At 57.0% G+C, this 20,002-nt stretch carries 11 protein-coding genes and 4 tRNA genes; 9 read left to right on the top strand and 6 right to left on the bottom strand.

The features are described from left to right. Positions 1 to 136: 136 nt before the first annotated feature. Positions 137 to 213, bottom strand: a tRNA-Arg gene (locus tag J3U87_RS20615). Between the two features lie 469 nt (positions 214 to 682). On the opposite strand from J3U87_RS20615, the gene J3U87_RS20610 reads away from it, so the two are divergent. From J3U87_RS20610 to J3U87_RS20590, 5 genes are all read left to right on the top strand, one after another. Further along, positions 683 to 1,723, top strand: coding sequence for a potassium channel family protein (locus J3U87_RS20610; protein WP_237377662.1), 1,041 nt, complete (start codon positions 683 to 685; stop codon positions 1,721 to 1,723). A gap of 1,395 nt (positions 1,724 to 3,118) precedes the next feature. Continuing rightward, a complete protein-coding gene (locus J3U87_RS20605) occupies positions 3,119 to 3,748 on the top strand; it encodes an L-threonylcarbamoyladenylate synthase (RefSeq protein ID WP_237377661.1) in 630 nt (209 codons plus the stop codon). Positions 3,749 to 3,857: 109 nt separating this feature from the next. Continuing rightward, complete coding sequence (gene rfbB / locus J3U87_RS20600; RefSeq protein WP_237377660.1) at positions 3,858 to 4,919, top strand: dTDP-glucose 4,6-dehydratase; 1,062 nt, start codon at positions 3,858 to 3,860, stop codon at positions 4,917 to 4,919. Between the two features lie 215 nt (positions 4,920 to 5,134). Further along, positions 5,135 to 5,710, top strand: a complete 576-nt coding sequence (locus J3U87_RS20595) for a DUF4126 domain-containing protein (RefSeq protein ID WP_237377659.1) — start codon at positions 5,135 to 5,137, stop codon at positions 5,708 to 5,710. 372 nt (positions 5,711 to 6,082) lie between these two features. Further along, positions 6,083 to 7,723: a hypothetical protein gene (locus J3U87_RS20590; protein ID WP_237377658.1), complete on the top strand. Its 1,641-nt coding sequence runs from the start codon at positions 6,083 to 6,085 to the stop codon at positions 7,721 to 7,723. Positions 7,724 to 7,842: 119 nt separating this feature from the next. On the opposite strand, the gene J3U87_RS20585 is transcribed toward J3U87_RS20590, so the two are convergent. The 3 genes from J3U87_RS20585 to J3U87_RS20575 all read right to left on the bottom strand — a co-directional run bounded on the left by J3U87_RS20585 (position 7,843) and on the right by J3U87_RS20575 (position 8,170). Beyond that, positions 7,843 to 7,926: transfer RNA gene (locus J3U87_RS20585), tRNA-Leu, on the bottom strand. 23 nt (positions 7,927 to 7,949) lie between these two features. Next, positions 7,950 to 8,025, bottom strand: a tRNA-Cys gene (locus tag J3U87_RS20580). Positions 8,026 to 8,095: 70 nt separating this feature from the next. After that, a tRNA-Gly gene (locus tag J3U87_RS20575) sits at positions 8,096 to 8,170 on the bottom strand. A 602-nt stretch (positions 8,171 to 8,772) separates the two neighbouring features. Between J3U87_RS20575 and J3U87_RS20570 the strand changes: the two genes are divergently transcribed. After that, the gene (locus J3U87_RS20570) at positions 8,773 to 9,231 is read left to right on the top strand and encodes a universal stress protein (protein WP_237377657.1); all 459 of its coding nucleotides are present in this window, start codon (positions 8,773 to 8,775) and stop codon (positions 9,229 to 9,231) included. 232 nt (positions 9,232 to 9,463) lie between these two features. Continuing rightward, positions 9,464 to 10,357, top strand: a complete 894-nt coding sequence (locus tag J3U87_RS20565) for a universal stress protein (RefSeq protein WP_237377656.1) — start codon at positions 9,464 to 9,466, stop codon at positions 10,355 to 10,357. Positions 10,358 to 10,738: 381 nt separating this feature from the next. Here the strand turns inward: J3U87_RS20565 and J3U87_RS20560 are convergent, their stop codons facing one another. Then, positions 10,739 to 11,233, bottom strand: coding sequence for a CBS domain-containing protein (locus J3U87_RS20560; RefSeq protein WP_237377655.1), 495 nt, complete (start codon positions 11,231 to 11,233; stop codon positions 10,739 to 10,741). 198 nt (positions 11,234 to 11,431) lie between these two features. Further along, the gene (locus tag J3U87_RS20555; protein WP_272932388.1) at positions 11,432 to 13,366 is read right to left on the bottom strand and encodes a PAS domain S-box protein; all 1,935 of its coding nucleotides are present in this window, start codon (positions 13,364 to 13,366) and stop codon (positions 11,432 to 11,434) included. Between the two features lie 1,297 nt (positions 13,367 to 14,663). Here J3U87_RS20555 and J3U87_RS20550 point away from each other — a divergent pair. Then, complete coding sequence (locus J3U87_RS20550; protein ID WP_237377654.1) at positions 14,664 to 15,719, top strand: type 1 periplasmic-binding domain-containing protein; 1,056 nt, start codon at positions 14,664 to 14,666, stop codon at positions 15,717 to 15,719. An 820-nt stretch (positions 15,720 to 16,539) separates the two neighbouring features. After that, positions 16,540 to 19,392: a TonB-dependent receptor gene (locus J3U87_RS20545; protein ID WP_237377653.1), complete on the top strand. Its 2,853-nt coding sequence runs from the start codon at positions 16,540 to 16,542 to the stop codon at positions 19,390 to 19,392. Positions 19,393 to 20,002: the final 610 nt, after the last annotated feature.

Genomic DNA, 20,002 nt, shown 5'->3' with positions numbered 1-20,002 from the left:
ACATGCGAGGCCATCGCGCGCGACCGGGCGCGGTGGTCTCCCACTCGAACCGTGCGAGAGGTACCAAAACGACAAAAGCCCGGTTGCTTTCGCACCGGGCTTTTTGTCATTTGCACTCGATTGTGGTTTCAAGGAGTGGTGCAGGTGGGAGGATTCGAACCCCCGACCTTTTGGTTCGTAGCCAAATGCTCTATCCAGCTGAGCTACACCTGCACTCGGTGTCCCTGAGAACAGGCGCAAGGATATCGGTTTTACCGGGGCATGTCAAATGCTTTTTTTCATTTTTTCGTTCCCCGTCCGAAGCCGCGTCACGGCCTGCATCGAGGCGACATGGCCCACCGGAACACCCGCATCCAGGAGGTCGATGCCGACCGTGTCGCAAGCCCGATGCTCATGCTACAATCCGCCACAGTTCGGCCGCGTTGCCACCACCAGACGCGTATCCGCCATGTGCTCGATCAGGAGCCTTGGCATTTTGGAACGCTGGCCAGAACCCACGTCCCATGAATTGCCGATCGTATCAGCCATCGGGTTTCGGGTCGCCACCAAAACCCCGCCTCCTCGACCAGGATCCAGGCCCGAATCTTGATATGGTGCCGATCCTGTCAGGCCGTCGCGGGCATGGACGACCATGCCGTGCCCGGGCGCGTGTGAACACCCATCATCAAAGGTCTCTCAGAGCATGAGAAAAGCACTCTACCAAGATTTCACGCGGAAAGCGCGCAACCGGGTTCTGTCCATGGTCGGATTGCTGGTCTTCGTCACCGGCTACGGTACCCTGGGCTTCTTTTATATAGAAGGTATCACTTTGTGGGAGGCCTTCTACATGACCGTCATCTCGATCACGACGGTCGGGTACGGCGAAATCATTCCACTCTCCCACACGGGCAGGTTGTTTGCCGTCAGCACCATCTTTCTCGGTGTCAGTTCGTCGGGTATCGCGCTGGGCATTCTTTCCAACCTGGTCTTCGAAGAAACACTGATCAAGTACTTTTGGGGAAAACGCATGGAAAAGGCCATCGAAAATCTCAGTGATCACTACATCGTGTGCGGTTCGGGCACCACGGGTTCGAGCATTACCGAAGAATTGCTGATGCTGGGCGAAAAGGTCGTGGTGATCGAGCTCGACGAACAGCGCGCCCATCCCGCCGACAACAAGGAATGCTATTTCCTTCACGGCGACGCGCGCAAGGACGACGTCCTGGAAGCCGCGAACATTACCAAGGCCAAGGGACTGGCCACGACGCTCAGCGAGGACGCGGACAACGTGTTCGTGGTCCTGACCGCGCGGGACATGAACCCGAACCTGAAAATCGTCAGCCGCTTCAAGGACCAGGATACGGAAAAGAAGCTGATGACCGCCGGAGCCAACCACGCCATTTCTCCCTACCGCATGGGCGGTCAGCGACTGGCCCTGGCCCTGGCCAATCCGGTCCTGCTGGAAGTGATCGACAAGCCGTTCCGCCAGCGAGGCATGCGAATCCAGTTCGCGCAGGTCAAGGTGCCCGAGAAATCGCCGATCATCGGCCGACAGCTCAAGAATTCGCAGATTCGCGAACAGTCCATGGGGGCCTTGATCGTGGGCCTGGTGGAACACAACGGCGAAACGGTGTTCAATCCGGATCCGGAGTATCGGCTCGATCGGGTTTCCCAGCTCATGGTTCTGGGCGACGACGAACAGATTCAGTCGCTGCGATTGTTCGTGCACGATGCCGGCGAGTAGTTCCACGAACGTCGGTCTTTTTCTGTCCACTAAATACACGAAAAAACACGAAAAAGTAGCTCCCAACATCGCCTGCTCAGTGATGCGAACGCTGCTTCGATGGGTGTCTGGAGCACATTCCGTTTTTTTTCGGCGTGTTGGATCCCGGACAAGGATGGTGCCCAAAAAGGCCGACGGGTTCGGTTCCCGTGAGGCGACGCACCACACGTGGCATTTGATGACTTGTCCACGAATCACGCAGATCCACACGAATGCGAACACTGTCATCCCGTTCGGGACCTCTTGCCCTGTTTTATCCGGTACCGAACACAAACCCAGGTGATTCAAAACGGCAACAACATAAACCTAAACGTTTGATGTTTTTAACGTTAAGCTCGATCTCGGCTCAAAACCCCGGTCGTGTAGCACCCATGAGCCCTGTCCATTCGTGTCAATCGGTGTGATTCGTGGACAAACTCTTTATTCCCCAGCACGCTAAACCAACACGCCCGAGCCGTGCCCACAAGCTGGCCCCAAGTGATGCGAACGCTGCTTCGATGGGTGTCTGGAGCACATTCCGTTTTTTTTCGGCGTGTTGGATCCCGGACCAGGATGGTGCCCAAAAGCCCGACGGGTTCGGTTCCCGTGCGGCGACGCATCACACGTGGCATTTGATGACTTGTCCACGAATCACGCAGATCCACACGAATACGAACACAGTCATCCCGTTCGGAACCTCTTGCCCTGTTTTATCCGGTACCGAACACAAACCCAGGTGATTCAAAACGGCAACAACATGAACCTAAACATTTGATGTTTTTAACGTTAAGCTCGATCTCGGCTCAGAACGCCGGTCGTGTAGCACCCATGGGCCCTGTCCATTCGTGTCAATCGGTGTGATTCGTGGACAAACTCTTTATTCCCCAGCACGCTAAACCAACACGCCCGAGCCGTGCCCACAAGCTGGCTCGAGAGGTTTTCGTGTTTTTTCGTGTTTTTAGTGGACAAAATTCCGACCCCCAAATGGGACCAGGATTCGTTGGTGGACAGGGAGGCCCCTTCCCGGTCCGGTCGGGTTGCGTTATATTAGGTCGTTTTGCGTTCGGCGTCGCCACGATGGCCCGCACCACGTTCGGCCGGCACTCTTTTCCCGGAAAAAGTCCACTCGAGAAACCTGGCTCCCAAGTCAAGTCCCACGCGAAAAGACCGATCTTCCTGAAAGAGCGTACCCGCAAACCAACGCGAGCCCCCACGACATTCGAGGGTTCACCACGACAGCCTACGGCCGAACAAAGTCCAGTCGATTCGTAAACCGATCCTCCGACGTCCTCGGCGCTGCCCTCGAATCACACAAATGCGGCGGCCTTCAAGGGAACCGACGCCCACCGGTCCCAAGCGAAATTCACAGGTGACATCATGCGAATACTGAACATCCACCCGGAAACGCCCCAACAGCGTCTCGTCGACATGGCTCTCGCCCACCTGCGTCAAGGCGGGCTGCTCGCCTACCCCACCGATACCTGTTACGGGCTTGGCTGCAGCATTTACGAAAAGAAGGCGATCGACGCCATCTACCGCCTGAAGCGCATGAAGCCGGACAAGCAGCTCTCGTTCATCTGCAACGACCTGACCCACATCAGCGAGTACGGCCAAGTTTCCAACCGAGCCTACAAGCTCATGCGCAAGTTGCTTCCGGGTCCCTACACCTTCGTCCTGCCGGCCACCAAGGAAGTTCCCAAGTTATTGCAGAGCAAACGCAAACACGTCGGCATCCGGGTGCCCGATCACCCCGTCATTCTCGAGATCGTGCGCCAATTGGGCAACCCCATCATTTCCACGACCTGCCAGCTCGCCGACGACGAAATGCCCTGCTGCGACATTTACGACATCAAGGATCGTTTCGGCAATCTGTTGGACATGGCCATCGACGGCGATTACATCTACCCCGAGGTCTCGACCGTCGTTTCCATCCACAATGACGACATCGAAATATTGCGCGAAGGCAAGGGCGACATTTCACCCTTTCTCAGCCATTCGTCCCTCTAAGCTCCCGCCCACGAACGCGGGACCCGGGCCGGAGACGCCCAGTCCCAGGCTCCCTTTCAGACAACCCATTTATTAAAGTATGGAACATCGTTCCCTCGAGGAGGATCTCGTGACTCAATCCAGTACCATCCTGGTGACCGGCGGCGCCGGCTTCATCGGCGCCAACTTCGTGCTCGAGGCCGTCCGACGCGGCCACCGGATCGTCAATTTGGACAAGCTGACCTACGCGGGCAACCCCAACAATCTCAAGTCTCTCGAAGGCAATGACCAGCACCTGCTGGTTCAGGGAGATATCGGTGATGCCGAATTGGTCACCCGCCTGCTCGCCGAACATCGGGTCGGAGCGGTCGTGAACTTCGCCGCGGAGAGCCATGTGGACCGCAGCATCGACGGACCGGCCGCCTTCATCGAGACCAATGTGAACGGAACCTTCAACCTGCTGGATCGCTCGCTTCACTACTGGCGTACCCTGGACGAAGACGCCCGCACCCGCTTCCGTTTCCTGCACGTGTCCACCGACGAGGTCTACGGCTCGCTCGGGCCGGAAGGCCTGTTCACCGAGGAAACGCCGTACGCACCCAACTCGCCCTATTCCGCCTCCAAGGCAGCATCCGACCACCTGGTGCGAGCCTACCACCACACCTACGGCATGCCGTGTGTGACCACGAATTGTTCCAACAACTACGGCCCGCTCCAATTCCCCGAAAAACTGATTCCGGTCATCATCCTCAAGGCGTTGCGCGGCGAGTCGATTCCGGTGTATGGCGACGGCAGCAACGTTCGCGACTGGCTCTACGTGGTGGATCACTGCGAAGCCATCATGACCGTTCTGGAACAGGGCCGCGTCGGCGAGACCTACAACGTGGGCGGCAACAACGAGAAAACCAATTTGGAAGTGGTCAAGTACATCTGTGCGCTGTTGGACGAGCTTCGTCCGAGCGGTCAGGCCTATGCCGAATTGATCACCTTCGTGAAGGATCGCCCAGGCCACGACCGCCGTTACGCGATCGATGCCGGCAAAATCAAACGGGAACTGGATTGGTCCCCGAAAGAAACGTTCGAAACCGGGATGCGCAAGACCGTACAGTGGTATCTCGACAACATGGCCTGGTGCGAGAACATTCTCAGCGGCGACTATCGCCTGGAACGCCTGGGACTCGAGTCGGAGTGACGCCTCGCCCGACGCGGGCCTCGGCAGCGCACGTCGCCGAGGCCCCTTGAAAGCACCCGCACGTCCCTTTCATCTCCTCCTTGCGCCTGATCATTTGACCCCATCCCCGCAGGAACCTATGGTTGTAACAGGTCAGCACGATCGGATCGAAGGAACGGCGCCAGGGATTGCACGCATTTCGGCGGTGCGATCCCCAGCTTTCGAAGGAGTGAGTCATGGAAGTCGTCTTGAGTTTATTGGTTGGTCTCGGGCTGAGCGCGGCCTGCGGATTCCGGGTATTCGTGCCCCTCTTGGTTCTCAGCCTGGCCGCCTATTCGGGCCATCTCTCCCTTGCCGAGTCCTTTACCTGGCTGGCGACCGAAGCCGCCCTGATCACGCTCGGCGCGGCCACCTTGCTGGAAGTCGGTTCCTATTACATCCCCTGGCTCGACAACCTTCTCGACACCATCGCCACGCCCTGTGCCGTCATCGCCGGCATCATCACCACCGGCTCGATGGCCACCGACATGAGTCCCTACCTGAGCTGGTCGCTGGCGGTCATCGCCGGCGGCGGTACGGCGGGGGTCATTCAGGCGGGCACCGCCTTCACGCGTCAAATGTCCTCGTTCAGCACCGGTGGCCTGGGTAACCCGGTCGTCTCCTCGGTGGAGCTGGTCAGCGCGGTCACCCTTTCCGTCATCGCGGTCATCTTCCCCATCGTGGCGATCCTGCTGGTGCTCGCGCTCTTCTTCTTTTCCGCACGGGCCATCCACCGCTTCGCGATGCGCCGCAGGAAGCTGGCCACCGCCTGAAGCCACGCAGCCGTCGATCCAGCGCGGGCATCGCAGGATCGAACCCATTGCCCGCATTGACCTTGCGAGGTCAATTCCCTGCATTCTCGCCCTTTTCGTATACAATAGCCGCCATGGAACGTTTCGAGTTCTTTCCATCTCGGCCCGAACCAGGCGAAGATCGCCCGTTTCGGGCAGGCACTGAATGGGGCTCGGGTACCCGTTCGACGGATTGAAACGGGAGGGCGGAGACGTGCAGGATCGTCCGGGCTACGGATGCCGATTCCCTTTTCGCTAACGCGGGGCATCCCCAGTCGTTTCTCCTGGTCCTTCGTCGCTTTCGACACACATTTGGTTCCCCCTATCCCCACCTGAAAATTGAGGACCGACTTTATGAAAAGCAGATCATGGATATGGCTCGTATGGGCCGGACTGACCGTTGCCGTTCTTCCGATCAACGCGACGGAATCATTGGAATACCAGCTCTTCGATTCACTCATCAACCAGAATAGATCACCCTATTCCCCATTGGAGATGGCCCTGATCGCCGGGGGCGCCGAATCGAGAGAAGCACTGGACAAAGCGAAGGCCGCTTTCGAGACAGCCGCCAAGGACCTGACGCTTTCGGAGAAGCAAGCCAAGCAAAGCGGTACCAAAAAAGCCAAAGCGATCTACAAGAAGCTGAAGACCGTGTTCAAAACGGAGAACGCTCAGGCTTTCGACATCGTGACCACCTTGCAAACCAAGGATTACAGTCCGGCGGGCGCGGCCTTCCTGTTCGCCTACCTCGCCGAAAAAGAGGGCGTGAGCCCCGAGGATCGGACCGCCGTCGTCAAGAACCTCGATCCCTATTACGCCACCAAGAAGCAAATCAAGGTCGAGGAAACCCTGGCAGTTCTGTTTGCCGCCAAAGCGATCGCCTCCGCCGAATCGGACGGACAAAAAGCGGGTCGCGCCCTCACGATCAGCTCCGTACTCGATCCAGAGGCCACCTATCAGCGCGACATCGCCGATCGCAACCTCTACAACCAGGGCCTCGGTTACTACAACGAAGGCAAATTCTTCGATGCGGCGACCCTGGTTTCCGGTGCCGCGGCCAGGTATCCGGAGCGCAAGGAATTCGCGCCACTGGCCTACAACATCGGCATCAAACTGTTCCAACAGGCCGAGGAAAGTAAAGAGTACGCCCAGATGGTGCCGATCGCCGAAACCCTCGCGACCCATACCGGCGAGTACCAGGCCCAGTTTCTCGATACCTTGGCCAAATACCAGTACAACCACGCCGTCTACCTGCGGGATTCGGGAAAATTGGAGGAAGCCCTCTTCCAGGTTCGCAAGATCTCGAACCCGCACAGCAAGACCACTTGGCGGAATTTCCAGATCGGAGTGGTCCAGACCCTCATCGAAAAGGCCAACGAGGCCAAAGACCAAGAGGGCACCACCAAGTGGATGGCCGAGTTGGACCGCATTTCTCCCAAACGGGCCGAACAGTTCAAGACGATGCTCAAACAGATGGAACTCAAGAAGCTGGATGAATCGGGCAATTTCGAGAAGGCCCTGGCCCTCGCCCTGGAAGCCATCGGCGACAAGGTTGGTAACCAGAACTACCTCACCGTCCTGACCCGCTACGTCACCAGCCTTTGCGAGAAGGACCGGTTCAAGGAGGCCTTGACCGCCCTGGACGGGGCTCCGGACGGCATCGACGAGAAACAGGCCCTCAACGATCTGCGGGAATACACCTATACGTCCTGGCTGTCGAAATACACCGATCGCGACTACCAGACCACCATTCCCATCTACAAGCGCGTCTTCAGCGACAAGAACCTCAAACTCTCCAGCCAGAACCAGGAAGCCTTCGAAGAGAATTACGGCAATGCCGTGTATCGCGAGGTGGAGCAGATCATCGCCGACCGCAAATGGAAACTGGCCGACCAGAAGTCACAGCAGGCCCTGAAGCGGTTCCCCAACCATAAATTGCTGCAAAACCAGCGCAAAACCGTGGAAACCATCCTCAAACGGGTCGCTTCCGAATAAACCGCAAAGGGGAGCCTCGGGCTCCCCTTTCCTTTCGAACCAGTGAATAAAAACAAAAAAAGCGTGGTTTCACTCAAAACATTTTTTGAATGAAACCACGCTTTTTTTGAGTCCGGTAATGCCTGAGGCCGGACTCGAACCGGCACGAGGTTGCCCTCGCAGGATTTTAAGTCCTGTGTGTCTACCAATTTCACCACTCAGGCGAAAATCAACAGAAGCGAGCGGCTGGAGGCGGCGACCGGATTCGAACCGGTAAATCGAGCTTTTGCAGAGCTCTGCCTTAGCCATTTGGCTACGCCGCCCTAGAACAGCGGTCCAAAAACAAAACAAGGTTAAGAATACTCTTAACCTACGCTGTTGGGGAAAGTAAGATGGAGCGGGTGATGGGATTTGAACCCACGACTTCAACCTTGGCAAGGTTGCACTCTACCACTGAGTTACACCCGCTCGTTTTCAATCAGCTCACTAGCCTCAACAGGATGTGAATGATACTGGCTTCCTCCCGGGGTGTCAACCGCAATATTCAAAAAAATGTCATTTTTTAGCCTACACCCCACAAACATCTCGTTTTATTAAGCTTATCTCCCATTCTCACAACCACACCGCATCTACCGAGGCACGCTTCGCGGAAGATCGTCACCATCCGGGCCCTTTCTCGCCGGAACCTCGCGAGCCATCCCGAAGCGCGAAAACCGATCGAGTTCGGCCCTCGGCGACGACATCCGGGAACGGCATCGGGATTCGCACGACGGCCCAGACCGGGATCGATCGAGGCGCGCGTTTGCCCTGGACAGAAACCCGCCTCCGGCGTCGAAACCTGTTCACTCCATAAACGAGTTCGCCTCTCGGCACGCCACAAGGGAGCCGAACGGGGTTGCGCACCCAACCACATCCCAGCGGAAAAACACGCACAAAATCGGCTTGGGACCGGATCGAACCTCCTGCAATCACGGCAAATGACGTTTTTTCCGAGCCACTTTCCATGGTATTTCTTTTGCACTCTTTAGCGATCAATACAAGAGCAGCCACTGAACCGAAGGAGGCATTTCGTGAAGGACATTAAAAAAACCCTGTTCGCGACCGACTTTTCCGATATCTCTGCCACGGCCCAAGAGCACGCCGTTTTTCTGAGGGATCATCTCGACTGTGAGCTGGAGGTGGTTCACGTGTTCGATCCGGACACGTTCAACATGCCCACCCCCTACTATTTCATGCCCGGGGTGGAAACCTGGCTCGACGAGCACATCGCGACCATGAAGGAAAAGGGCGATACCGCCCTCAAAGACCTCATCGAAAAGATCGCGCCGTGCACGGGTACCTTCCTGGAAGGAAAGACCGGAGAATCCATCTGCAAGCACGCCCTGGAAACCGATTGCGACATGATCGTGATGGGCACCCACGGGCACACGGGCTTCAACCGGCTGATCATGGGAAGCGTCGCGGAGTACGTGGTACGCCACGCCCACTGCTCGGTGTTGACGATCAAACCCAAACAGGGCGATTCATAAGCACCTGATCGACCGGGCCGCCATCGCTTCAAGCAGGCGGCCCGATTCGCGTCGAGCACTCGAAAACCCCGGCCGACACCTTCGTCACCGGCGGCACCCATCGGTGTCCGCTCCCTGCACGCCGCGAAGCCCTCTCGTCCATCGACCCACGCGGGGTCGATCCCCATGAGCCGACACCTCTCCCGAAGAGGTCCGGCGCCAACGCGTCCTTCAGATCTGTAAGAGGTGAACCATGAGCTCCATAGGCCGCATTTTATTTCCAACCGACTTCAGCGAAAGCAGCGAAGCCGCCGCCGTGGAAGCATTTGCGATAGCGGGCCTTCAAAACGCCGAAATCCATTTGCTTCACATCAATTTGCTGTTCGAGAACGATCCGCACCAATTTCCGTCGAACGCGACCCATCCTCCCAAGGACATCTCACCCGCGACGGAGAAGAAGTTCGAGGTGCTCATCGAGAAACACGGATCGGGGAATCTCGACATCACCCAAGCAGAGATCCGTTCGATCGCGGCCGGCTCGGCCATCGTGGAATACGCCCGCGACCACGACTTCGACCTGATCGTCATGGGCACCCACGGGCGACGCGGCCTGAGACACTGGATGCTGGGCAGCACCGCCGAAGAGACCGTGAAAACCGCGCACTGCCCGGTGCTGACCGTGCGCAATCGCCGCAGCGAAGGCAACCCGGCTCATTTCGAACGCATCCTGGTGCCCACCGACTTCTCGGCCGGTGCAGACGAAACCGTGCGCTACGCCCGCATCGCGGCGGCCAAATCCGAGGGCGAACTCCTGCTTCTGCACGTGATTCCCGCACCCACCATTCCCGATCTCTACGGGTGGCCGATCAACCCGACCGACAATCACTACGACAAAGCCACCACCGAGAGCCACAAGCACCTCGATCGCCTGATGGCCGAAGAGGGACCGCAAATCAAGTTCGAGACCCACGTGACTCGCGGCAATCCCCATCGCCAGATCGTGGCATTCGCCAAGGAACACGAGGCCAGCATCATATTGATGCCTCATCGCGGTGCCGACAGCATCTTCGACCATTTCATCGGCAGCACCACCGAGCGCGTCCTGCGCTCAGCCGAATGCCCGGTGTTGACCCTGCCGCTCCCCTGACGTCTTGGCCCCTGCTCCGGGAACGCCCTGCAAAGGGTGCTCGACAGGGGCCCGTTCGCGCCCGCCGAAATCAGGGCCGAATTGGCCCATGCCCGAACACACGAACGCCGCGCTCGAGGTCGACTCCCATCGATCTCGGCGCGGCGTCGCCGTCCATACCCATCCCTGGACACCGGAAACATCGCGGAGAAGGCTCCGCATGAGGTTGGGCACCGCGAATTACGTGAACCGGCCCGGCAAACCACGCCGCCGGGCCTCAGCCGCCTATCTTCCGATTCTCACCTGACAAGTGTCTTGCCGAGACAACGGCGAAGCGGCGATCCCGTGCCCATCCAGGTGAATCGACGCGACGGCGACGGTCGTTCCCGGATGGGCGCTAGATTAGATCACGATAAAGCGATGATTGACCAGTTTGCTCATATCCGGACGGTTTTTCTGGAGTTCCTGCAGGGTTTCCGATTCGTTGCATACTTCCATCAACGAGCGGAGTACATCGCGACGGCTGACGATGCCGCAGAGATATCCATCCTCGCAGACGGGAAGATGCCGGAAGCCATGCTGCAGAAATACCGAAGCCAGGGTGAATATGTCGGTGTCGGGTTTGACGCAAACCGGATGAATCTTCATCATCGTGGCGACACTTTTCGCAGGAATGTTGTAGTAGATCTCATTGGAGAGGAACTGCAGGCAATCGCGTTCGGAAAGGAATCCGACCAATTTTGATTTGCCGTCCTCCTCCTTGACCACGGGCGCGTTGGAGACGCCCTTGTTCAACAGAACGCGTGCGGCCTCGTTGAGATCCATATCGGAGCGAATGGTGACCACATTGGCTTGCATAAAATCGCGGGCATGAGGTTCTGTGAGCTGCTTTTTCATGGGGACCTCCTGGCAGGTGATCGAACCCGACTTTCGAACTGCTAATGGCTTGCAAAAAATGAGTTTGCAACCGCAGTGCCATTTTGGGAGGAGGCGGAACGGGCGCTCCGGAACGAAGCGCCGGCGCAGCGTGAAAAAAAAGCGAATTTTTCCTCGAATCCTGGTAAAAATTCCGCAATTCGAAACCGCCATTTTCGGTCATTCATCAAAAATTTTGCGTATCGCCTCCATCAACGCTTCCTTCTTTACCGGCTTCATCAGCAAATCGCGAACCCCCATGCGCTGGGTTTCCTCGAGCGAGAGCACGTCGCTGAAACCCGTGGTCAGGATGACCGGCAGGTTCGGCCGGTGCTTGAGCAGCGACTTGGCCAGATCGACGCCGGCCAGCTTGGGCATGGTCTGATCGGAAATCACCAGATCGGCTTCGCCAGGACGAGCCAAAAAGGCTTCGAGCGCTTCGCTCCCGTTTTTGAAGGATGTGACCCGGTAGCCCTGACGATCCAGGAGGCGCCCCTGGACTTTCAACAGGAACGGATCGTCCTCCACCAGGTAGATATGTTCCCGACCCCGTCTCGAGGTGGTGTCCTGGGACTCGCCGGCCCCCACGTTCCCGTTGCGAATGGGCAGGTAGACCTTGAAGCAGGTACCCCTCCCCAGTTCGCTTTCCACCTGAATGGTGCCCTCGTGGTTTTCGACGATGCCATGCACGACCGAGAGCCCCATGCCGGTACCTTCGCCCAGCCGCTTGGTCGTGAAAAAGGGATCGAAAATGCGAGCCATGGTCTGTTCGGACATCCCCACGCCGGTATCGGCCACCGACAGCAGGGCATAGTGCCCGAACGGCAAGTTGCGGACCTCGAAATTATGGGTTTCGTCGAACACGACGTGGGAGAGTCTGACGGTCAGAATGCCGCCGGACTCGCGCATCGCGTGATAGGCATTGGTGCACAGGTTCATCATGACCTGGTGGATCTGGGTCGGGTCGACCGCCACGGTACCGAGGTTGGGGTCGATGTCGCGATGAATCTCGATGGTGGAGGGCAGGGTCGCCCGCAGCAATTTGAGCGACTCCTTGACGACCGGCTGAAGGTGGACCGGCTCGCGACGGGGCTGATCCTGACGGCTGAAAGTCAAAATCTGCTGGACCAGTTCCTTGCCGCGCACGCACGCCTTCATCATCTCCTGCAGGTCCTCCTTGAGGTAGGAGCCGTCCTCGGCATCTTCGAGCATCAGCTCCACGTAGCCGAAAATCCCGCCGAGAATGTTGTTGAAGTCGTGGGCGATGCCGCCGGCGAGGGTGCCAATCGCTTCCATTTTCTGAGCTTGGCGCAATTGTGCCTCGACCTGCTTTTCTTTACTGAGATCGCGAACAATTCCCACAAAAATCTTTTTTCCACCAATTTGAGCTTCGCGACTAACACTTAGGTACAGGGGAAAGGTTTGCCCGTCCTTGCGAAGCCCCAGCGCCTCACGACCCTTACCGATGATTTTGGGGTTGCCGGATTCGAGATACCGTTGAATGTATGAATCGTGTTGCGAGCGATAAGGCTCGGGCATGAGCATGGAAACGTTTCGTTCCAGCACCTCGCGCACAGTATAACCAAACAAGTGTTCTGCCGCTTTGTTGAAAGAAGCGATAGTTCCATTCTGGTCGACGGTAATCACCGCATCGAGCGCGTTGTCAAATACTATGCTTTTGATGGTTTCATTCTCGATGAGCGCTTCTTCCAAAGCACGTCGACCCGTCACTTCTTCACCGACAAACACCAAACCCAGCCGTTGCCCTTCGCGGTCGAAGAACATCGACTGTTGCAAGGATAACACTACGACTTCCCGTTCCTTGCGCAATGCGGGGTATTCCACCTGAGCCAATCCGGTCGAATCGGATTGCCAACTCTCGCGAAACAGGGCGCGCAACTCGTCGGCCTGATCGGCCAGGATCCATTCGGCAAACCAATCGGATCCCAGCAACTTCGTTTCATCTACATGTAACAGACTACAAAGATAAGGGTTGGCGTACATCACCCGACCATTTGCGTCGAGCACGAACCCGACCAACCCCATATTTTTGAAGATTTCGCAAAAACGAGCCAAACTGAATGAGTGCTCAGATCGCGAATTCGATTGCGGCACTGCGTCTCTCCTTGCCTCGGTCCTTCCGGGCGACCCGGCTTACCGCCGCCCCCGGAATCCGTCGCCCCGTCCAACCCCGATCCCCGGCTCACCATCGGACTCGAGGACCGCCGCGGACCGATGCCGGCGATGCCCCGGGCGTCCCTCTACACGACCCGAGAAACGGCTCGGGTCCAGGACAACATGGAACAGCAAGTCTCGAAATCGCCTCGAATCGGGCCGTCACGCCCCCACGGGGCACCTGAAGCGATGCGATCGAAATCTCGGGAACCGGCTAAAGGCTATCAAATCGGGCCTGGAAACACGAGCCCCAACTTGAATTTCTCGACACGGTCGTGCAAGCGGCCCCGTTCACCTACCATCTCGAACCATTTTTTCCCAAAAACCCCATCCAAAAGCCGATAGCCATCGAATCTATGGAACGACCCGAAACGAATCGCCAACATTGCTATATACCATCGCGTCATTAGATATATTAAATACGTGATCGCCCACTACCGATCATCTCGGATGATTCAGAAATCGACACAGAGAACGCAAGGCTATATCACATACTAAAAATGATATTTGCACTTGGGAATCCTCCCCCATAAAGCCAATCAGGCACAAAAAGTGGTACAATAATCCCAAAGCACCCCTCATCGCCCCTGAGACCACAATGACATCGATCACAAGCACATCCACGACCCTACCAAAAAAAGAGATATATCAAGAAGTAGCAAAAAAGATGGTTGGATGGTCCCATGGGAACGCAAGTCAGGCAAAAATGCGCTGAATTCGTGAAAGAACTACGAATTATCCTGGTTCAACAACCTACAAACTCTGTGTAGAATATGTCTAGGAACCTAGGTTTCTCTCGACGAGAGTTTCCAGAAAATTATTCGAGTCACATAACATCAACCACCCTGCAATCCCCAGCAAACCCGCTTCCTCTTTTTCAACTATGAAAGAGGAAACATTAAAAGAAACCCAAAACAATATCCCAGCAGAAAATACCAACCCCAGGTCAATTTCTCATTTACCTAAAACAAAGCTTTATCCCAGCATTTTGGGAGCTGCATGCCTTTCGCGTCACCCTCCCCTACCCTCTCACTTCTCGAATCATTTGTCTCAGCGACCACGGGTACCACACCAGGGTCCCGGACCAGGGGTCGCCGACACATGGTTTTTCGCTTGCCCGTTCCACGAGGCGGGTTCCGCCCCACTTCCATTCCGAATCTCCGGTTCCCAAATCAGGTAGGATCGGCCAACCCGTGTGCATCATCTATCCGAGTCATTTCAGCCAAAGGAGCCTTCATTGAAATCCCGTCCTGATCCAGACCGGTCCTTCGACCGGCTGTATCGATGGAATATTGGTGTTTTTTTCCTGATCGCATGCTGGCTGGGGCAGAGCCTTCTGGCCAAAGAGACGATTCTCGTGCTGCGACCGGACAATCCCCATTTCGAAGACGCCATCGAAGGATTCCGGCTGGATTTATCCGATGATTTCGAGATTTTGGACTTCTTCGTGTCCAAGCACCAATCGCGCTCCATGTCGAGCCAAATGGCCAAATTCCATCAATCGCTGGAGAAGAATCACCCGCGCTTGTTGGTCTTGATGAACAACTACTCGATCGAATTTTTCCGCAAGTACACGGACAAATACGGCCCGATCCCGCACATTCCGGTCCTGGTCATGATGGCGGTGTTCGCCGAGCCGATGATCGACCTGCTCGACAACGCCACCGGCATTCACTACGAAGTTCCGGCCATCACCTATCTGGTCAACCTGCGCTCCCTGATGAAGAAGCCACTGAGAAAGGTAGGCGTCATCTACCGCAGTCACCTCAAGAGTTTTTACCTGAATCAAAAGGAGTTGTGCGCCAGGGAGCAAATCGAGCTGGTGGGCATCGAGATCCAGCGCGGCTCGCGCATGCTCAAACGCGTCCGCAACGCGTTGAAATCGCTCACGAGCGACGACGAGATCGACGCCCTCTGGGTCCTCAACGACAGTTTCATCCTCTCCGATCGCTATCGCCGCAAGGCCTGGACGCCGATCCTGAAAAACTACCCCAATCCGGTGGTGGTCGGCATCGAGACGTTCGTCAACAAGACCAACGTCATGGGCAGTTTCGCCGTGGTACCGGATCACTATTCCTTGGGCCAACAAGCCGCGGAACTGGTCCACCAGATTCGCGACCAGGAGTGGCAGGCCGGCGACATTCCGGTCTCCTACCCGTTTGGCGTCCTGAAGATCCTGAATATCACCAAATTGGATCCCAGCATTCAGCTCAACGACGAGGCCCTGCTCGAACTGGACAAGATCATCGACGCGTCCAAAAAGAACACCATGGAATCCCAGGACGACCCCTGAGCGCCCCACCTGGGATCGACGGAAACGGGCCCGCTCCCGACGATTCGAGATCAAAGCCCGATTCCGGGAGATCGATTTCGGTTCACAACCGGGCTACAGCGCGTACATGAACGCCTGCCGCACGGTCGAGATCTCTTGAAAGGAGCCGTTTCGGCCACTACCCGTGCGTCCGGCAGGGCCCAGTCCGTACGACCCAATACGACTCCGGAATCGAAAAAGCAATGGTCACCATAACTTGTACTTTTGTCGGACTTCTCGATATTCCGCGACGGGACCCGCCTTCTCGAATTTGCATCAAGCCTTTTATATCGAGCACTCTGTCAAAGGGAAGCTCACCTACCGTGAGTTGGATCAAGTAAAAAAAGATTTAAAAAGGATTTGCTTGTCAGGGTGCGACTCTGCCCCTAGAATCCCTCCCTCGGTGAGGCAACCAAAACGCTGCGCCTCTCGAGGCCGCGAATCCCATTTCTGGGGACCCGATTCAGAAATTTTCTGAGTCCCTTCGACCGGATTGCGCCGCCCATCTCGTACAGGCTCCGTGTGCTGAATCACATTTCATCTATTTCGACGCTTCATGCCAGCTCGGTTCGGCAACACATACACGACCTGATTTTTCATTCCTTGCTTCTCTCAAAATTTCTTTACCAAGCCTCATGATTCATTCATCACTTTTTCCCTTCAAGCCCGTGAACTCTCGATAAATGCGCAGCGACAGATTCAAACCACGGTCAAATAACATTTCGGTGTGTTAAAATTTCCATACAACACCGAACATACAACTCAAAAAAACTTCATTTCATTTGTCGAAAAGAGGCTTTCCATGAAGAAACAGGCCATTGCGCTTGCTGTCTTCCTCACGTCCCTGGCCTTCGCTCAAAGCAATGAGACAGGTGCCATTACGGGCGTCGTGATCGACAGTAACGGCTTTCCCATTTCCGGTGTCACAGTCAAGTGTACGCTTCCCGACGGTTCTTATCCCAAAGCTTCCTTTACCAACGAGATGGGCACGTATCGCATCGTCTATCTCAATCCCGGCGTGTACACTCTGACGGTTTCCGCTGCGGACAAACCCACCAAAAAGGTCACGGGTATCCGCGTCAGCGCGACCCAAACGGAAGTGGTCGACGTCCTACTGGAGACCACGGCCAACGTCACGGAAACGCTGACCGTCACGGCCACCGAATCGCTCATTCAACGAGCCACGACCGAAACCAATTTCGACATCGACGTGGAAGAGCTCAACCGCCTGCCCATCACCCGAACCGCGATCGACCTGCTCGACTTCGTGCCGGGTGCCAGCACGGACGGAATTTTCGGTGGTTCCGGCGACGCGGCCAACAACTACGCGCTCGACGGTGTGTCGGTCACGTCCACCGGCTTCGGCGGCTCCTTCCTGCTTCCCAACGTGAACTGGATTCAGGAATTCCAGGTCAAGGGCCTGGGCGTCGGTGCCGAATACGGCAACTTCCAGGGCGGCCTGGTCAACATCGTGACCAAGTCGGGTTCCAACACCTTCAGCGGCAACGTGCACGCGATCTTCGAGTCGGAATCCTGGAACTCGAGCACCCTGGAGCCGGGCTTCACCGGTACCGAAGTGGATACGTTCGGTGAATTCAACGCCGATGTGGCGGGTGCCTTCATCAAGGATCGCCTCTACTATTTCTTCTCGGTGGAACAGCAACAGCGGGATCTCAACGTCGTCGACGCCTTCGCGCCCAACGCGGCCACCGAAGTTTCGTTTTTCGATACCCAGATCGAAACGACCGAAACCAAGTTGTACGGCAAGATCACGCTGCAGGCCACGCCGGACGACACGGTCAACTTCGTGGTGGGCCTGGACGATTTGGAAACCGACAACCGCGGCTTCAACAACACCATCAACCCCAACGCCTCGTTCAACCAGGAATCGCCGGCCCTGCTGTACAACCTGTCGTGGAACCACGCCTTCAACAGCGGCAACTTTCTCGAGCTGAAGTTGACGGGCTACAACGCGGAAGACAACCGTCTCTCCAAAAACGGCTTCGTCGCCGGTGTGCGCGAATTCACTCGCTTCGCCCGTCGCGACAGGAACGCATTGTTCGACACCACTCGCGACCTGGACAACAACGCCGCTCGCGTGGTCTTCAACACCTTCCAAAACTGGGGCGGCAGCGAACACCACATCAAGATCGGTGGCGAGTACACGCTCGGCGCCTTCGTGGACCAGTCGATTCGCAACGGCAACTACTCCTGGGTGATTTCCCTCGCGGATGCCAACGGCAACCTGGTGAATCCGGCCGATTGGGACCTCAACAATACCTTCACCGAGTGGGGCGGCAACTCGCGCCTGGATGCGGAAACCACCAACACGGCGATTTTCATTCAGGACGACTTCAAGGTCGGCAAACGCCTGGACGTCAGTGTCGGCGTGCGCTACGCCAAATGGGAAGGTGAGTTGACGCCGGGATTCACCAACGCCGCAACGCTGATGGCCGCCGACGATTCGGCCGTAGCTCCGCGGGTAGGCTTCACGTTCGACCTGTCCGGCAACAACACCCTCGTCGCCCGGGCTCACTGGGGCCGCTTCTACCAGGGCATGTTCGCCGATCAGTACGACCGCGTCGCCGATGGCGCCATCTTCGCCGATCAAGCCACCCAATTCTGGCAGTGGACCGGCAGCACGCCGCCGGACCTGAACCAAAACATCAACGCGGCCAACCGCGATCAGTTCTTCGATTTCCTGGGCAATTCTTCGCCGCTGGGCAGCGACATTCCGCTGGTGGACTACAACCAGCCGTACATGGACCAGCTTTCGATCACGATCGAGAAGCAGTTCGCCGAGCGCTGGAAGGCCTCCTTGGTCTACATCAACCGCGAGAACAAGGACATTCTGGGCCTGGTCGACCGCAACATCGACACCAACTACAACGCCGTGAACAACGTCTCGATCTACAACCGCAACGCGGACGGAAGCGTCAACTTCGACGACCTGTTCGTGTTCCTGCCCACCTTGTTCGTGGCCAGCGACAGCTACAATCCCGACGTCGTGCTGACCACCATCGACGATGCCTTCCGCGAAACCGATCAATATCAATTGATCCTGGAAGGCCACGGCGACGGTTGGTCGTTGAGCGCATCGATCGTCAACACCGAGATCGAGGGTAACTTCTACAGCGTGAGCGGCGAAGAAGCCTTCAACGGCTTCAACGTCGATCCCTTCGTCAATCCCAACGAGCAAATCAACGCCACCGGCCGCATGCCCAACTATCCCGAATGGGAATACAAGCTGCGGTTCAACTACGATCTGCCTTGGAACTTCCGCGTGAGCGCCTTCTACCGCATCGAGAGCGGCGACTTCTTCAGCGACAGTTACCGCATCGACAACACCGGCTTCCGTGCCTTCATCACGGAGGACGGTTCCGAACTCGGCAGCGACGTGATCACGCCCGAGATCATCGGCCAATCGGTGTTCCTGCAGCGTCGGGGCGACAAGGAACTGGAAAACTGGTCTCGTCTGGACTTCCGCCTGGAGTACCTGTTGCACATCAGCGCCGGTCGCCTGGTCCTGTCTTTGGACGCGTTCAACCTGCTCAACGAAGACGCGATCACCTCCCGCAATGCGGATATCGACTCGATTTCGTTCTCACGGCAGCCGCCGCGTACCATCCAGTTCAAGGCCGCCTACCGCTGGTAAGCGCCATCCGAACGCAATCGCAACCATACACTTATTAATGAAAGGGGCCGTCTTCGTGACGGCCCCTTTTTTGTTGGGAAGCGCAGCTCGATCGCAGCCCGTACACAATCGCGTTTCGATCCCAGGGTTGCGAGCCGGGATCGTATCGGGGAAGCGCGAAACGCGAGAACCCCGCATTTTCCGGGTGCACCACAGCCAAACGTGACGCCCCGTCACCACCCGATCAACCCCATCCCAACAAGTGAAACACCATTCTATCCGTGCTTTCATGCTGCGCCGTGTCAAGACCACAAACCCAACGGACCAACGCGGTTAACGAACTGAAAGGATCTTCAAAAAGCTGAAAACGCGGGTTTTCAGCTTTTTTTTCAGAGCGACCCGGTCATGCCCTGCCCTAAGATGACGCCACGTTCAGCGAGCAGATTTTCTCCAACGGGGATCCGGTCCCGCCTGATCGATGTGAATCGGTAGATCCCACCATCCGGCTCATCTCCGAACGCTTCACATGACGATCCTGCCGCGATCTCTCCACCGCACCTCCCCTCTCGAGGTGAGGCAGGGGTCCCGTGCGCCCGGAGTCCGGCCCATCCCGATGGCGATGCCCCATCCG

Origin of the sequence: Sulfidibacter corallicola, assembly GCF_017498545.1 — a bacterium.
Classification (GTDB): Bacteria; Acidobacteriota; Holophagae; order Acanthopleuribacterales; family Acanthopleuribacteraceae; genus Sulfidibacter; species Sulfidibacter corallicola.
This window is presented reverse-complemented; position numbering and strand designations above follow the sequence as displayed.

Coding starts and splice junctions, on each gene's coding strand:
- J3U87_RS20610 (WP_237377662.1), top strand. CDS start 683: ATGAGAAAAGCACTCTACCAAGATTTCACGCGGAAAGCGCGCAACCGG.
- J3U87_RS20605 (WP_237377661.1), top strand. CDS start 3,119: ATGCGAATACTGAACATCCACCCGGAAACGCCCCAACAGCGTCTCGTC.
- J3U87_RS20595 (WP_237377659.1), top strand. CDS start 5,135: ATGGAAGTCGTCTTGAGTTTATTGGTTGGTCTCGGGCTGAGCGCGGCC.
- J3U87_RS20590 (WP_237377658.1), top strand. CDS start 6,083: ATGAAAAGCAGATCATGGATATGGCTCGTATGGGCCGGACTGACCGTT.
- J3U87_RS20565 (WP_237377656.1), top strand. CDS start 9,464: ATGAGCTCCATAGGCCGCATTTTATTTCCAACCGACTTCAGCGAAAGC.
- J3U87_RS20560 (WP_237377655.1), bottom strand. CDS start 11,233: ATGAAAAAGCAGCTCACAGAACCTCATGCCCGCGATTTTATGCAAGCC.
- J3U87_RS20545 (WP_237377653.1), top strand. CDS start 16,540: ATGAAGAAACAGGCCATTGCGCTTGCTGTCTTCCTCACGTCCCTGGCC.